The organism is Acinetobacter sp. YH12249, assembly GCF_013417475.1.
Lineage (GTDB): Bacteria > Pseudomonadota > Gammaproteobacteria > Pseudomonadales > Moraxellaceae > Acinetobacter.
Genome location: NZ_VPDX01000002.1, coordinates 131958 through 146990, shown reverse-complemented (window position 1 = coordinate 146990; position 15033 = coordinate 131958). Strand labels below are relative to the sequence as shown.

Here is a 15033-nt window from a genome sequence, read left to right as displayed (position 1 = left end):
TTATTAGCATAGTTGGAATCTGAGAAATCAATTTTATCCCTGTCAAATTGATAAATTTTAATTATTTTTAAATTAGAAAATTAAACTTTTAGCTATTAGCCATTATCTCATTTTTAATTAGTCATAGATTGTACTAAGGCATAGAATTAATTCACTTTTACGGTATTAATGATCAGGGTATGGCAATCAGCTGGATTTTCTTTACTTTAATGGCTGCATTTATGCAGGCCTGGCGAAATGCCTTTCAAAAGCAGCTCAGTACCACTGTCGATATTTGGGGCGTGACACTGGCACGTTTCCTGTTTGGCTTGCCGCTGGCCGGGCTTTACATTGCAGCTTTATACCACTTCAAACCGGTAGAAAGTGTGGTGCATTTTACCCCGAAGTACTGGATCTATATCCTGATTGCGGGTATCAGCCAGATTCTGGCAACCGCCTTGATGGTGCAGCTGTTTAAACAGAAAAATTATGCGATTGGCGTTGGACTGGCAAAAAGTGAAGCGATTCTGGCAGCCATTATCGGAGTAATTTTCCTGTCAGATCATCTGTCTGTACTCGCCTGGATTGGGGTGCTGATCGGTGGTTATGCGGTATTCCTGCTGAGTAAGGGCAATCAGCTCACCGGCCTATCTACCAAGACTTTAGCCATCGGAATCGGCAGCGGTTTGAGCTTTGCTATTACTTCACTCTTGGTCCGTGAAGCCAGTCTGGAACTGCCGATGTTACCAACCGTGCATCGTGCTTCATGGGTACTGATTTCAGTGATTGGTTTCCAGTGCATCAGTATGCTGATTTACCTCAGTCTGTTTAGCCGAAAAACCTTAGTTGCCATGTGGCAACGTTTGGGGCTTACTTTTAAAGTCAGTTTTTGTAGCTTTATGGCCTCCCTTGGCTGGTTTACCGCCATGAGTATGATGAGCGTGCCAATCGTGAAAACCTTGGGACAAATCGAAATCCTGTTCAGTCTGCTGATTTCAGCTTATTTCTTTAAAGAAAAACTGGCGCGTGCCGAGCATTGGGGCTTGGGACTGGTGGTGATTGCAGCGATGCTGGTGATCTGGGCTTAACGAATACACGAATAAAAGAAAAGCCACGATATATCGTGGCTTTTTTATAAGAATAAATTTAAGCAGCAAGAAAAGTTTGTACGGCCTGATTAAAGGCTTCCGGTTGTTCAATATTGGAAATATGCGAAGCATTGATTTCAAACAACTGGCTTTGAGCAATTTCAGCCTGCATGGCTTGTCCATCTGCAACCGTCGTCACTGGATCTTGCTGACCGGCCACAATCAGTACCGGCACTGAAATCGTTTTGATCTGTTCACGTAAATCCGCCTTAGCCAGAGCTTCACAGCAGTTTGCATAGCCTTCTGGGCTGCCAGCTCCGAGGTCGTTTGAAAGTTCTGCAACGACTGCCGGGTTGCTCTGGATAAAGGGATCGGTAAACCAGCGTGATGCCGCAGTTGCAGCAATCGGAGCAAGACCTTGCTCACGGACAAGCGCAGCACGGTCTTGCCATGCCTGTTCCTGGCCAATTTTGGCTGCAGTATTGCAGACAATCACCTGGCTAAAACGTTCTGGCTTATGAATCGCTAACCATTGACCGGTTAAGCCACCCATAGAAATACCACAGAATGCTGCTTTTGCAATGTTCAAATGATCCAGAAGATTCACTATATCCTGACCCAACTGCTCCAGGCTATACGGGCCTTGCGGTGCTTCCGAACCACCATGACCACGGGTGTCATAGCAGATTACGTAATAATCTTGCTGGAAATGCGCAATCTGTGGCTGCCACATGCTGTATTTGGTGCCCAGTGAATTGGAAAATACCAATGCAGGTTTGCTAGCATCCCCAAAAGTCTGGTAATTAATCTGGGCATCATTTGATGTAAATATTGGCATTTGTTATTCCTTTTATTTCCTTCTAAAAGTTCCTCCCTGAACAAGGCATAAGCACTGCTTAAGCCTTGTGCAAGAAAGGGAGGTTAGGAGGGATTTTTTAAACACGTTCAATAATCAGCGCGATACCTTGGCCTACGCCAATGCACATAGAGCAGAGGGCATATTTCCCGCCAGTCCGTTCAAGCTGGTTCAAGGCCGTGGTCACCAGACGGGCACCGGAAGCACCAAGTGGATGACCAAGGGCAATCGCACCACCATTCGGGTTTACATGTGCGGCATCATCCGGAAGACCTAAGTCACGGGTTACCGCCAGTGCCTGTGCGGCAAAGGCTTCATTCAGCTCAATCACATCCATTTGCTCAAGAGTTAAACCCGTTTGAACAAGCAATTTTTTAATGGCAGGTGTCGGACCAAAGCCCATAATGCGTGGTTCTACACCGACAACCGTTGAACCAATAATCTTGGCACGTGCTTTCAGGCCATATTCAGCAACAGCTTCATCGGATGCAATCAGGAGTGCCGCTGCACCATCGTTAATGCCAGAAGCATTGCCTGCTGTCACCGTACCATCTGCTTTGACGACTGGTTTTAACTTAGTTAAACCTTCTAGTGTTGTAGAAGCACGAGGATGTTCATCAGTATCTACCACAACTGGTTCGCCTTTACGCTGAGGAATGACCACGGGCACGATTTCATTTTTAAAGAAACCTTTGGCTTGTGCTGCTGCTGTACGTTGCTGGCTGGTCAGGGCAAACTTGTCTTGATCTTCACGATTAATATTGAACTGTTCTGCCACGTTTTCAGCAGTTTCCGGCATGGTTTCCACGCCATACAGTTCTTTCAGTTTCGGGTTGATAAAACGCCAGCCCATGGTGGTGTCTTCAATTTTCTGGCTACGGCCATAAGCGGTTTCTGCTTTACCCATGACAAAAGGGGCGCGTGACATGGATTCCACACCACCAGCCACAATCAGATTCGCTTCACCGGCTTTAATAGCACGTGCCGCAATCGCGACGGCATCCATCGATGAACCACACAGACGGTTTACGGTCGTTGCCGGAACCTGATAAGGCAGGCCTGCAAGCAATGAAGACATACGACCGACGTTACGGTTGTCTTCACCGGCCTGATTGGCACAGCCATAAATCACGTCATCGACCTGTTCCCAGTTCACGCTTGGATTGCGTTCCATCAAAGCTTTAATTGGAACTGCACCTAAGTCATCTGTACGAACAGGCGCGAGACCACCGGCATAACGGCCGAATGGGGTACGGATGGCATCGATAATATATGCGTTTTTCATGTTTTTACTTTCCAAATCTTTGAATCCCTCCCAACCTCCCTTTACTAAAGGGAGGCGTTTTTCCCTGAATTTAAAGGATGAAAGTCCCTCCTTTAATAAAGGAGGGGTTTAGGGAGGATTTATAAATTAGTTTTGAGTCGCATCAATCAGTTTGGCACCAGTCATTGACTGCAATTCTTCAAATGACAGACCTTCGACTTTTTCAATGACTTTCATGCCTTCAGGAGTGACATCAATTACACACAGGTCAGTATAGATGCGGTCCACACATTTCAGGCCAGTCGCAGGATAAGTCAGTTCAGCCACAATCTTAGGTTCGCCTTTTTTAGTGACGTGATCAGTAGTGATAAAGACTTTCTTGGCGCCGACGGCCAGATCCATCGCGCCACCGACTGCAGGAATTGCATCGGGTGCACCGGTATGCCAGTTGGCCAGATCACCATTTTCAGCCACCTGGAAAGCACCCAAAACTGCGATATCTAAGTGTCCGCCGCGCATCATCGCAAAAGAATCCCCATGATGGAAAAAAGCACCGCCAGTCAGCATGGTCACAAATTCTTTACCGGCATTAATCAGCTCAGGATCGCGGTCTTCTTCAGCAGGAGGAGGACCGAAAGCCAGCAGGCCATTTTCAGAGTGCAGGAATACGTCTTTGTCGCTTGGCAGGTAGCTTGAAATCTTGGTTGGTAAACCAATACCGAGGTTCACATAAGCACCATCAGGAATGTCTTGTGCCACACGTTCAGCGATCTGGTCACGGGTCAGTTTGTTATAGCTCATGAATCTTCTCCTTATCCGTGATTACTGTGCAGGTTTAACTTGAACAACGTGTTGAACAAAAATTCCTGGGGTAATGATGTGCTCTGGATCCAGTGCACCCAGTTCAACCACCTCAGAAACCTGTGCAATGGTTACATCAGCTGCCATCGCCATAATCGGGCCAAAGTTACGGGCAGATTTACGGTAGACCAGATTGCCCCAACGGTCGCCCTGATGGGCCTTAATTAAAGCAAAGTCAGCTTTAATCGGATTTTCCAGGACAAAATCTTTGCCTTCATAGTTCAAGGTTGGTTTGCCTTCAGCCAGCAAGGTACCAAAACCGGTTGGGGTATAGATTGGACCTAAGCCCATACCTGCTGCCTGAATACGGCAAGCCAGATTACCTTGCGGCACCAGTTCCAGTTCGATCTTGCCTGCACGATAGAGTTCGTCAAATACCCAGGAATCAGACTGACGCGGGAAAGAGCAGATAATTTTACGCACAGCGCCCGCTTTAAGCAGTTTCGCCAGACCATAGTCGCCATTACCAGCATTATTATTGACAATAATAAGATCCTTGATTCCCAATTCGATCAGACCATCAATCAGTTCAGCAGGCTGACCCGCTGTCCCAAATCCGCCGATCATAATGGTAGAACCATCCTTGATCTGGGAGAGTGCTTCTTTCAATGATAATGAACTTTTATCTATCATAATCTGGTCCTTACATACCCTAAACTAATGGATGTCTTTAAATTCGTTTTGAATCTGATGTTGCAACCGGAACAGCATTACGGTCTTTCTGTGACAGCAGAAAATGTGCTACCAGGCCAATACAAATCCCCCAAAAGACTGAACTCAGCCCCAAGAAATGCATGCCGGAAGCAGTTGCTAAAAAGGTGATCAGTGCGGCATCACGTTGCGACTCTTTGCCCATCGCCATAGAGATGTTAGTGGCAATTGCTCCGAGTAAGGCCAGTCCTGCCAAAGCTGCAATTAATTCCTTCGGCATCAGGCTAAACAGCATGACAATGCTGCCGGCAAACAGGCCGCCTAAAATATAAAAAAGCCCGTTCGCCACACCCGCGATATAACGCTTTTCTTTCAGCTCGTGCGCGTCTTTGCCTAAACACAATGCGGCCGTAATAGAGGCCAATACAATAGTAATCCCCCCCACACAGGCTACTGCGAGCGAGGCAATACTGGTTGCACTGATAATTGGCTTGGCAGGCATGTCATATCCACTGATCTTGATAATGGCCATTCCTGGTAAGAACTGGCCCGACAGACTGACCAGAATAAGCGGGAGGGCCAGATTCAGGGTGGAACTCCAAGTCCATTCCGGTGCAATAAATTGCGGAATTGCCAGACTGAAATCTGCCGTGACCGGATTAATCTTGCCCAGCAGCATGCTTAAAATCACACCGGCAACCAGCACCCAGACCATGGCATAACGTGGACTGAAACGCTTGGCCAGCAAAAACACCGCCAGCATGCCAAAGACGATATAGGGCATGGTATCGGTCGCGGTGAACAGTCCTAAACCAAACTGCAGTAAAATTCCGGCCATCATTCCGGCAGCGACTTCCTGGGGAATCCAGGACAGCAATTTGTCGAAATAACCGGTAATCCCAATGAGAAAAATCACCACAGCAGAGGTGATATAGGCCGCAACCGCTTCATTGAGCGAAATATCGGGAAACAGCGTGACCAATAGTGCCGTTCCGGGCGCAGACCAGGCGGTGACAACAGGTATTTTGTATTTAATCGATAAAAAGATACCTGCGAGCGCCGCACCAATAGAAATTCCCCAAATCCATGAAATCATCATGTCTGGGGAAACCTGGGCTTGCTGCGCTGCCTGGAAAAAAATGATCAGTGGTCCTGAATAGGAAATCAGCACTGCTAGAAATCCTGCAACAGTCGCTGAAATTGACCAGTCATTTTTTAATGTCTGAAACAGGGTGTTCATTGGTAATGTGCCTCCTTGCGTCGAACCATGAGCCTGTCAAAAATCGTGATGATCAGGACTAGCCTTGATCTCCACCACCGACCGGTACTACGGTACCTGTCATATAAGATGATTCATCGGAAGCCAGGAATAGAATGGCATTTACTTGCTCCTGGATCGTGCCATAGCGTTTCATATGGCTGCGATCCTTGGTCTGGTCGACCACATCCTGCATCCATTGTTCTTCCTGTTCGCTCAGCGGTTTGGCATTGCGTGGAATCTTGCGTGGCGGTGCTTCGGTACCACCTGTTGCCACAGCATTCACGCGGATACCATCTTTGGCATAGGCAAAAGCTAGGGAAGCGGTCAGCGCATTCACGCCACCTTTGGATGCTGAATACGGCGCACGATGAATCCCACAGGTTGCAATCGAAGACACACTCACGATGGTGCCATGTTGCTGCTTGATCATTTGCGGTAGCACTGCACGGCAGCACCACATGGTTGGAAAAAGCGAGCGGTTCACTTCCTTGATGATTTCTTCTTCAGAGAATTCTTCAAAAGGTTTCATCCAGATGGCACCACCCACGTTATTGATGAGCGCATCGACACGGCCATAGGTTTCTAGCGCTTTTTCAACGACTGATTGAGCACCGGCAAACGTTTCCAGATTGGCTTTGACCGTAATCGCATCACCGCCAGTCGCTTCAATTTCAGCCAGAACTTCTTCCACATAAGGGGAAAGGTCAGCCATGACGACTTGAGCGCCTTCGCTCGCCACCTGAATCGCGACACCGCGACCGATGCCTTGCGCAGCACCAGTCACGATCACGACTTTATTTTCAAATCTTGGGTTACAGTTCATGAGGTTCTCCGGCTTCTAAACTTAGTTGGCAGAGAATTTTTCAAACAGGAAGCTGGCAGGTTTGACACCTTCAGCATCCAGCCAGCTGCGAACCGCTTCAACCATTGGCACCGGACCACACAGGTAGATGTCGACATCTCCAGCATTCAGCCATTCGTTTTCGATATGACCGGTCACATAACCTTTACGCTCATGTGTAGATTCTGGATTTGCGACCACTGTGCGATATTCGAACCATGGGAATTTGTCCTGAAGTTCATTCAGCTTTTCGATTGCGACCAGGTCAAAGTCATTGGTCACACCAAATACCAGACGTACTGGATGTTCCGAACCTTTTTCTTCCAGAACTTGCAGCATAGACAGGAACGGGGCAATCCCGGTACCACCTGCCAGCATCAATACCGGCCGGGTCACATTACGCAGATAGAAGCTGCCGAATGGACCGGTAAAGGTCATTTTGTCACCGGCTTTTGCGTCAGCGCTGAGGAAGCTCGACATTTTGCCGTTAGGGACATTACGAACTACAAAACCAGTTAAACGGTTACCCGGTTTGGAGCTGAATGAGTAAGAACGGGTTTCAGTGGTTCCAGGAATACCGACATTGACATATTGTCCGGCCAGAAAATGGATATCTGGTTGACCATCATCGAGTTGAATATCAAAAGTAATGGTGGAATCAGACAGGTTTTCTACACGGGCCAACGTACCTTGAAATGCATGAATCTCGGTTTTACAGACATCAGAGGAGGCCTGAATTTGGAACACGGCATCCGAAGTCGGTTTACATTGGCAAGCCAGGATAAAACCTTCTGCGGCTTCTTCTGGTGTCAGTGCATCTTCAATGTACATTTCTTCAGGCATGTCATACGCACCTGATTCACAAAAAGCGCGGCACGTTCCACATGCACCGTCACGGCAATCTAGAGGGATATTGATCTTTTGACGGTAAGCTGCATCGGACAAGGTTTCGCCTTGGGCAACACTAATAAAACGTGTAACGCCATCTTCAAATTGGAGTGCAACATTGTGGTTTGACATGGCTGAATATCCTATATAAATCTTTGTAACTGGACCTTTCAGCCAATTTTCCATCTGGCTGAAAGGTTTTACCTGGCTGTAATAAAAACAGTCTTAAAGGTGATAGATGTCGATAACCTGATTGATGTAATCATTTTTCAGTACCACGTATTTGCTTAAAATTTGTGGTTTATCGCCTGAAAAATCGATTTCATAACGTGACATACCGAAGTAGCTGTAGCTGTTTTTGTAACGGAAACTCAAGGTATTCCAGTTAAAACGTACAATGACCTTGTCGCCATCACGTTCAACAAGTTCAATATTGCTGATGTTATGGCTGGTACGGGTATCCGGCATGGTTGCAGATGAACGTTCAGTCTTGATACGGAACACACGGTCTTCTAAACCTTGACGGTCTGGATAGTAAATCAACGAGATTTCAGACTGTGGATCTGTAGTCAGTTTGTCGTCGTCATCCCAGGCTGGCATCCAGAAAGACGCAGTAGGGGCATAACACGTCAACCAGTCATCCCATTGTTCATCATCTAAAAAGCGGGCTTCCTGATACAGGAACTGCGCAATATTTTCTAAAGTGATGTCGCTCATGCGTTTTCTCCTTCAGTAGATGCTGCAATTTCTTTTTCAGTCGCGATGCCTTTTTTGATCAGTTCTAGCCAGTACTGGTGCTGAGCCAGGTATAGACCTTCATCTTCAGTTTTAATACCAGACAGTTTTGGTTTTAAACCAATTTCGTTGGCTGCATCGTCCGGGCCTTGGATCCAGTGCTTAGAACCACGGCACATGTCATTCCATTCCAGCGCGATACCTGCGTAACCTGCCTGACAAGCTCGGAATTCTTCAAGATCGTCTGGTGTCGCCATACCTGAAGCATTAAAGAAATCTTCATACTGACGGATACGACGAGTACGTGCTTCAGGCTCTTCGCCTACAGGCGCGATACAGTAAATCGTCACTTCAGTCTTATCGACAGAAATCGGGCGTAAGACACGGATTTGTGAACCGAACTGATCCATGAAGTAAACGTTTGGATAGATACACAAGTTACGTGAACGTTCGATCATCCACTTCGCCATAGCTTCGCCATATTGCGCAGTGTATTCATCTTTCTTGGCAAAGTTAGGACGGTCTTCCGGGTTAGCCCATTGCGTCCAAAGCAGCATATGACCGTGTTCAAAGCCGTAAGAACCACCGCCTTGCTTGCCCCATGAGCCTGCGCTCATAGCACGGATGTTATCGCCAGCTTCTTTTTCTTTACGTTGCTGAGTCGTTGCAGCATAGTTCCAGTGTACTGCAGACACGTGATAACCATCGGCACCGTTTTCAGCAGTCAACTTCCAGTTACCTTCATAGGTATAAGTCGAAGAACCACGTAAAACTTCCAGGCCTTGCTCAGACTGACCCACGATCATGTCAATGATTTTGGTCGCTTCGCCCAGGTATTCTTCCAGAGAAGGAACATCCGGATTCAAGCTGCCGAACAGGAAACCTTTATAGTTTTCAAAACGGGCAACCTTTTTCAGGTCATGCGAACCGTCTTTGTTAAAGCAGTCTGAATAACCCGCTTCAGCCGGATCTTTGACTTTTAATAACTTACCTGAGTTATTAAATGTCCAGCCATGGAATGGGCAAGTATAAGTTGCTTTATTGCCTTTCTTGTTACGGCACAATTGTGCACCGCGATGCGAACAGGCATTGATCATGGCATTCAGTTCACCTTGACGGTTACGTGCAATGATGATCGGCTGACGACCAATATAGGTCGTATAGAAGTCGTTATTGTTTGGAATCTGGCTTTCATGTGCAAGATAAACCCAGTTGCCTTCAAAGATGTATTTCATCTCCAGGTCAAACAGAGCTTGGTCTGTGAATACAGACCGGTGAAGTTTAAATTCACCAGATTCAAAATCGTCAACTAGAAGCTCATCAATACGATCAAGATGACTGGTGTTAATTACAGGAATACGAGGCATGTCCGTTCTCCGACTTTCCAAGGAGGGGAAGTCATCGGGATGAATCTAATGATTACACCCCGAATCCATTTTGCATTAAGCGCTTGCGCGGCGACGATCAACTTCAGTAGAAGGTGCGTCTGCTTTTTCTTTCACAAGTTCAATATCAAATTGAATATGTTTGAAAGGACCTTTCAAACCACGTTTTGCAATTTCAGCTTCATCAGTTACATCAACCGCAGTTGCGACCAGCCCATCACGTGTGGCGAAGGCAAAGTCATCCCACAGGTATTGATCGCCTTCGATATTGAACTGTGTGGTTAACTTTCGGTAACCCGGTGCAGATACGAAGTAATGCACATGAGATGGGCGGTTACCGTGACGACCTAATTTGTCCAGTACGAACTGGGTAGTACCTTCAGGTGGACAGCCATAACCGACCGGCATGGTAGTCAGGGCAACATATTTACCGTCTTGATCGGTAAAGATAGAACGGCGCAGGTTAAAGTCAGATTGCGACTTGTCAAAGAAAGAGTAGTTGCCCAGGCTGTTGGCATGCCAGACTTCAACTTTTGCACCTTCAATGATGTTGCCGTCAGTATCGGTCACTGTGCCTTCAATAATCAGGGTTGGAATTTTGCCCTCTTCAGAACCGTCATCCATACGCGCAAAACCAACTGACTCAGGAGCACCTGCAACATACAGCGGGCCTTCGATGGTACGTGGTGTACCGCCAGTAATGCCTGCTTTGGCATCTGCTTCATCCGCGCGTAAGTCTAAGTAATGTTCCAGACCCAGACCTGCAGCCAGTAAGCCTAATTCATTGGCTTGACCTGCATCAGTAAAGTATTCCAGACCTTTCCAGAGTTCAGTCTGAGAAATATCAAGATCTTCAATAGCCTGGAAAAGATCACCTAATAAACGTACAACAACTTGTTGTACACGCCCATCAACTGGTCCTGTCGCTGTATCGACATTCATTTTTTTAACCAGTGCATCAATTTCTTGGCGGTTCATACTATTGCTCCTAAAGTATGTTTTCATATTTTAGTGGCGCATGTTTTAGCATTCGTTTGGCTGGCTAAATCTTGCTGGCCACAAGTCCTTTTGGATTACCCTCAGGTGTAAGGGGGGAAGAAAACTCTTTCATTTCCATTCCCGAATTTATTCATTACTTGTCATCATCCCGAATCGATGATGGATGGCGGTTCAATGCCATAACTTTGATGTTCATATACGGGTAGAGCGGCAAGCCTTGTAGCAGGTTGTGCAACTCTTCATTGCTTTCAACATCAAAAATACTGATGTTTGAATACTGCCCGGTGATACGCCAGATATGACGCCACTTACCCTGGCGTTGCAGATCCTGTGAATAAGCTTTTTCAACTGCCTTAATTTCATTGGCCTGTTCAACGGGCATATCTTTTGGAATATTGACGTCCATTCGTACTTGGAAAAGCATGGGACTCTCCTGGAATTATTGACGACGCAAGTTGTCAACTTTGTTTTCATCCAACTCAATACCCAGACCTGATCCTTTCGGAATCTCAAGTTCAAAGTTTTGATACTGGAGTGGGGTTTTTAAAATATCTTCAGTCAGTAGCAGGGGGCCAAACAGTTCGGTGCCATAAGTGAGACTTTCAAAAGTCGAGAAGGCATGGGCAGAGGCGATGGTACCCACCGGACCTTCCAGCATGGTGCCGCCATACAGGTCGATACCAGCCAGCTGCGCCACTTTTGCAACTTCACAGCCTTCAATCAGGCCACCGGATTGCGCGACTTTGACTGCAAAAACTGATGAGCCATGCTGACGTGCAATCTGATAGGCAGACTGTGGTCCCATCAAGGATTCATCCGCCATGATGGCGATATCAAAACGCTGGGTCAGACGTCGCATTGCATCCAGATTATCAATGGCACATGGCTGTTCAATCAGGTCAATGCCGCCGTCCTGGAGTAACTGAATGCCTTTAATCGCGTCTAGCTCTGTCCAGGCACGGTTCACATCAACACGGACCGAAATGTCTTTGCCTAATGCCTGTTTAATGGCAAGCACGTGTTCAACATCCTGTTCCACTGGACGTGAACCAATTTTCAGTTTGAAAATATTGTGGCGTTTGGCCGCAATCATTTTCTGGGCTTCGGCAATGTCTTTCTCGGTATTGCCAGATGCCAAGACCCACAGTACTGGTACGCTGTCACGTAAACGTCCACCTAAAATTTCACTCAGTGGCAGATTCAAACGCTGTGCCTGAATATCCAGTAGCGCAGTTTGAATGGCACACTTGGCAAAACGGTTACCATTAATATTTTTTTTGATGGCTTGTAATGTCTGTGCAACATTCAAACCTGATAATGTTTTCAGAAGCGGTGCAAAGTAAGTCTCAATATTCACTTTGACACTTTCTGGGCTTTCTTCACCGTAGCCTAAACCGCCAATAGTGGTGGCTTCGCCCCAACCCACATAGCCGTCTTCGGTGGTGATTTTGACCAGGACCAGTGTCTGGGTTTGCATGGTTGCGACAGCCATCTTGTGAGGACGGATCGTCGGTATTTGAACCAGCAAGGTTTCAACTGACTTATACATAATTACGCTTCACATTCTTGCTTTAATGTTTTGACTTGATATACCTTAAAAGAATAATTTTGATTGGTCTAAGATCGATTTAGCATTTTTTTATACTTTAAAGGTATGCAATAATATGGAACTCAGGCATTTGCGTTACTTCGTCGCAGTCGTCGAAGAACAAAGTTTTACCAAGGCGGCAGAAAAACTGTTTATTGCTCAACCACCTTTAAGCAGACAGATACAAAATCTGGAACAGGAACTGGATATTCAGCTCTTTGAAAGAGGTAGCCGACCGCTTAAGACCACAGAAGCAGGTCAATTCTTCTATCAACATGCGGTTAAACTTTTGTCTAATGCGGAAGAAATCAAATCGATGACCAAGCGGATTGGTATCGCGGATCGCACCATTAGCATTGGTTTTGTTGGCTCGTTATTGTTCGGTTTGCTATCGCGTATTGTGTTTCTATTTAAGCAGCAACATCCCCAGCTCAAAATTGAGATGGTTGAAATGAATACTTCAGAGCAGATTCAGGCACTTAAAGAAGGGCGGATTGATGTCGGTTTTGGACGCTTGAGAATTTCAGATCCGGCAGTGAAACGGGTGTTACTGCGTGAAGAAAGGCTGATGGTCGCAGCACATTCCAGCCATTTTCTTTCCCATCGAGATGGCGTGAACCTGACTGAACTGGTGGATCAGCCACTCTTTTTATACCCGAATAATGGTAAGGCTAATTTTTCTACCCAGGTGCGCGGTATATTTTCCGAGTATGGGCTGGAACCGAAAAATATCCGTGCAGTCAGTGAATTGCAACTGGCGCTTGGTTTTGTGGCTGCCGGAGAGGGCGTCTGTATTGTGCCGGAAAGTGCCCAAAATATTCGTCTGGCACATTTAAACTTTATCCCTTTATTAGATGAATTTGCGGTCAGTCCGGTTTTTATGGCTATTCGTAATATGGATGAAAGTGAATATATTCGTTATCTGTTTGATGCGGTCTATCAGGTCTATGATCTTGAAGCGATTAAATATGATCGTGCTGTATTTTAATTCAGATCAATACCTGTCTGGATCTTATAGGGAATAAAGCGAATCCATATTTTAATATTGAATGAAGGTTTCATTTTTTGGATGAATATCATTAAGGCATAGTAAATAAAGCCTTTTCTTTAAGGCAGACTTTATAGGTATAGAAGCATGCCTATTCAGTTTTGGACATTTATGCACATCTTCTGCATTGTGAATCTCATAAATTGAACTTCACAATTAGGAGGTGGAGATGTCTACAAATAAAGTGAATATAAATACGCTGATTGATGAAGCAAAGTTCACGCCATTTCATTGGGGCGTCCTGATCTGGTGTTTGCTGATCATTATTTTTGACGGTTATGACCTGGTAATTTACGGCGTGGCTTTACCGCTACTGATGCAGGAATGGGCACTCAGTGCAGTACAGGCAGGCATGTTAGCCAGCACCGCCTTGTTCGGTATGATGTTTGGAGCGATGAGTTTCGGCACTTTGTCCGATAAACTGGGACGTAAAAAAACCATCATGATCTGTGTCGCGATCTTTAGTGGTTTTACGTTTATCGGTGCCTTTGCAACATCACCTGTCGAATTCGGAATTTTACGCTTTCTTGCCGGACTCGGAATTGGGGGCGTGATGCCAAACGTTGTTGCCCTGATGACGGAATACGCACCAAAAAGGATTCGCAGTACATTAGTTGCCTTGATGTTTAGTGGCTATGCCATCGGAGGCATGACATCTGCTTTGCTTGGCGCATGGCTGGTACCACAGTTCGGCTGGAAAATCATGTTCTTGCTTGCGGGTACTCCTTTACTGTTCCTGCCGATACTCTGGAAATATTTACCAGAATCCCTGATGTATCTGACCAATAAGCAGCAGACTGCTCAAGCGCAAAGCATTATCCAGAAAATCTCGCCAACCCAGGTAATTGGATCTGACACCCAGTTCGTCCTGAATGAAGTACAAAAAGGCGATGAAGCACCTTTAAAAGCATTATTTCAGCAAGGCCGCACATTTAGTACCTTTATGTTCTGGCTGGCATTTTTCATGTGTCTATTAATGGTCTACGCACTGGGTAGCTGGTTACCAAAACTCATGATTCAAGCCGGATATTCACTGGGTGCCAGCATGATCTTCCTGTTTGCCCTGAATATTGGTGGCATGATCGGGGCTATTGGTGGGGGTTATCTGGCAGACCGTTTCCATATCAAAAAAGTGCTGACCATCATGTTTCTTTGCGGGGCAGCTTCTTTAATCCTGCTCGGTTATAACAGTCCGCAATTCGTGCTTTACAGCTTGATTGCAGTGGCCGGTGCAGCAACCATTGGTTCACAAATTCTGCTTTATACCTTCGTGGCACAATATTATCCATCAACGGTGCGTTCTACCGGCATGGGTTGGGCTTCCGGAATCGGACGTATCGGTGCGATCGTTGGACCGGTATTGACAGGTGCTTTACTCACCATGAATTTACCGCATCAAATGAACTTCTTTGCAATTGCGATTCCCGGTTTGATTGCTGCGCTGGCAATTTTCCTGGTGAACTTAAAAATGTCTGTAGAAGGTCAAGCCCTTGCTACACCTGAGATTCATACTGATTCTCTCGCTGAAAAAGCAAGTTAATGGATTAAATATCAATTAATAAAGAAAACACTTCTAATGATAGAGATCG

General features: G+C 46.1%; 15 protein-coding genes. 3 read left to right on the top strand and 12 right to left on the bottom strand.

Annotation, left to right across the window (positions count from 1 at the left end; genetic code table 11):
- Positions 1 to 179 precede the first annotated feature (179 nt).
- On the top strand, positions 180 to 1067 hold the full coding sequence (locus tag FTV25_RS01940; protein WP_180002040.1) for a DMT family transporter: 888 nt from the start codon (positions 180 to 182) through the stop codon (positions 1065 to 1067).
- A gap of 58 nt (positions 1068 to 1125) precedes the next feature.
- On the opposite strand, the gene pcaD is transcribed toward FTV25_RS01940, so the two are convergent.
- From pcaD to FTV25_RS01880, 12 genes are all read right to left on the bottom strand, one after another.
- Positions 1126 to 1905, bottom strand: a complete 780-nt coding sequence (pcaD, locus tag FTV25_RS01935) for a 3-oxoadipate enol-lactonase (RefSeq protein WP_180002039.1) — start codon at positions 1903 to 1905, stop codon at positions 1126 to 1128.
- A gap of 97 nt (positions 1906 to 2002) precedes the next feature.
- On the bottom strand, positions 2003 to 3208 hold the full coding sequence (gene pcaF, locus FTV25_RS01930) for a 3-oxoadipyl-CoA thiolase (protein ID WP_180002038.1): 1206 nt from the start codon (positions 3206 to 3208) through the stop codon (positions 2003 to 2005).
- 126 nt (positions 3209 to 3334) lie between these two features.
- Positions 3335 to 3988, bottom strand: a complete 654-nt coding sequence (locus FTV25_RS01925) for a 3-oxoacid CoA-transferase subunit B (RefSeq protein WP_180002037.1) — start codon at positions 3986 to 3988, stop codon at positions 3335 to 3337.
- 21 nt (positions 3989 to 4009) lie between these two features.
- Positions 4010 to 4681 carry a 3-oxoacid CoA-transferase subunit A gene (locus tag FTV25_RS01920; protein ID WP_086044785.1) on the bottom strand — a complete coding sequence of 224 codons (672 nt, stop codon included), beginning with the start codon at positions 4679 to 4681 and terminating at the stop codon, positions 4010 to 4012.
- A 37-nt stretch (positions 4682 to 4718) separates the two neighbouring features.
- Positions 4719 to 5939 carry a benzoate/H(+) symporter BenE gene (gene benE / locus FTV25_RS01915; protein WP_064096714.1) on the bottom strand — a complete coding sequence of 407 codons (1221 nt, stop codon included), beginning with the start codon at positions 5937 to 5939 and terminating at the stop codon, positions 4719 to 4721.
- Between the two features lie 58 nt (positions 5940 to 5997).
- Positions 5998 to 6783 carry a benzoate diol dehydrogenase BenD gene (gene benD, locus FTV25_RS01910; RefSeq protein ID WP_180002036.1) on the bottom strand — a complete coding sequence of 262 codons (786 nt, stop codon included), beginning with the start codon at positions 6781 to 6783 and terminating at the stop codon, positions 5998 to 6000.
- Positions 6784 to 6804: 21 nt separating this feature from the next.
- Positions 6805 to 7821, bottom strand: coding sequence for a benzoate 1,2-dioxygenase electron transfer component BenC (benC, locus tag FTV25_RS01905; RefSeq protein ID WP_180002035.1), 1017 nt, complete (start codon positions 7819 to 7821; stop codon positions 6805 to 6807).
- A gap of 93 nt (positions 7822 to 7914) precedes the next feature.
- The gene (gene benB, locus FTV25_RS01900) at positions 7915 to 8406 is read right to left on the bottom strand and encodes a benzoate 1,2-dioxygenase small subunit (RefSeq protein ID WP_180002034.1); all 492 of its coding nucleotides are present in this window, start codon (positions 8404 to 8406) and stop codon (positions 7915 to 7917) included.
- Complete coding sequence (gene benA, locus FTV25_RS01895; protein WP_005222229.1) at positions 8403 to 9791, bottom strand: benzoate 1,2-dioxygenase large subunit; 1389 nt, start codon at positions 9789 to 9791, stop codon at positions 8403 to 8405. The genes benB and benA overlap by 4 nt, the downstream gene beginning before the upstream one ends.
- A 75-nt stretch (positions 9792 to 9866) precedes the next feature.
- On the bottom strand, positions 9867 to 10787 hold the full coding sequence (catA, locus tag FTV25_RS01890; protein WP_180002033.1) for a catechol 1,2-dioxygenase: 921 nt from the start codon (positions 10785 to 10787) through the stop codon (positions 9867 to 9869).
- Positions 10788 to 10941: 154 nt separating this feature from the next.
- Positions 10942 to 11232, bottom strand: a complete 291-nt coding sequence (gene catC / locus FTV25_RS01885) for a muconolactone Delta-isomerase (RefSeq protein WP_180002032.1) — start codon at positions 11230 to 11232, stop codon at positions 10942 to 10944.
- A gap of 15 nt (positions 11233 to 11247) precedes the next feature.
- The gene (locus FTV25_RS01880) at positions 11248 to 12357 is read right to left on the bottom strand and encodes a muconate/chloromuconate family cycloisomerase (protein WP_180002031.1); all 1110 of its coding nucleotides are present in this window, start codon (positions 12355 to 12357) and stop codon (positions 11248 to 11250) included.
- Positions 12358 to 12472: 115 nt separating this feature from the next.
- Between FTV25_RS01880 and FTV25_RS01875 the strand changes: the two genes are divergently transcribed.
- Positions 12473 to 13384 (top strand): LysR family transcriptional regulator, encoded by a 912-nt coding sequence (locus tag FTV25_RS01875; protein WP_166138516.1) that lies wholly within the window; start codon positions 12473 to 12475, stop codon positions 13382 to 13384.
- A gap of 229 nt (positions 13385 to 13613) precedes the next feature.
- Positions 13614 to 14984, top strand: a complete 1371-nt coding sequence (locus tag FTV25_RS01870; protein WP_180002030.1) for an MFS transporter — start codon at positions 13614 to 13616, stop codon at positions 14982 to 14984.
- The last annotated feature ends 49 nt before the right edge of the window (positions 14985 to 15033 follow it).

Excerpts from the sequence above, each read along its gene's own strand:
- FTV25_RS01940 (WP_180002040.1), top strand. The coding sequence starts at position 180 with ATGGCAATCAGCTGGATTTTCTTTACTTTAATGGCTGCATTTATGCAG.
- pcaD (WP_180002039.1), bottom strand. The coding sequence starts at position 1,905 with ATGCCAATATTTACATCAAATGATGCCCAGATTAATTACCAGACTTTT.
- pcaF (WP_180002038.1), bottom strand. The coding sequence starts at position 3,208 with ATGAAAAACGCATATATTATCGATGCCATCCGTACCCCATTCGGCCGT.
- FTV25_RS01925 (WP_180002037.1), bottom strand. The coding sequence starts at position 3,988 with ATGAGCTATAACAAACTGACCCGTGACCAGATCGCTGAACGTGTGGCA.
- FTV25_RS01920 (WP_086044785.1), bottom strand. The coding sequence starts at position 4,681 with ATGATAGATAAAAGTTCATTATCATTGAAAGAAGCACTCTCCCAGATC.
- benE (WP_064096714.1), bottom strand. The coding sequence starts at position 5,939 with ATGAACACCCTGTTTCAGACATTAAAAAATGACTGGTCAATTTCAGCG.
- benD (WP_180002036.1), bottom strand. The coding sequence starts at position 6,783 with ATGAACTGTAACCCAAGATTTGAAAATAAAGTCGTGATCGTGACTGGT.
- benC (WP_180002035.1), bottom strand. The coding sequence starts at position 7,821 with ATGTCAAACCACAATGTTGCACTCCAATTTGAAGATGGCGTTACACGT.
- benB (WP_180002034.1), bottom strand. The coding sequence starts at position 8,406 with ATGAGCGACATCACTTTAGAAAATATTGCGCAGTTCCTGTATCAGGAA.
- benA (WP_005222229.1), bottom strand. The coding sequence starts at position 9,791 with ATGCCTCGTATTCCTGTAATTAACACCAGTCATCTTGATCGTATTGAT.
- catA (WP_180002033.1), bottom strand. The coding sequence starts at position 10,787 with ATGAACCGCCAAGAAATTGATGCACTGGTTAAAAAAATGAATGTCGAT.
- catC (WP_180002032.1), bottom strand. The coding sequence starts at position 11,232 with ATGCTTTTCCAAGTACGAATGGACGTCAATATTCCAAAAGATATGCCC.
- FTV25_RS01880 (WP_180002031.1), bottom strand. The coding sequence starts at position 12,357 with ATGTATAAGTCAGTTGAAACCTTGCTGGTTCAAATACCGACGATCCGT.
- FTV25_RS01875 (WP_166138516.1), top strand. The coding sequence starts at position 12,473 with ATGGAACTCAGGCATTTGCGTTACTTCGTCGCAGTCGTCGAAGAACAA.
- FTV25_RS01870 (WP_180002030.1), top strand. The coding sequence starts at position 13,614 with ATGTCTACAAATAAAGTGAATATAAATACGCTGATTGATGAAGCAAAG.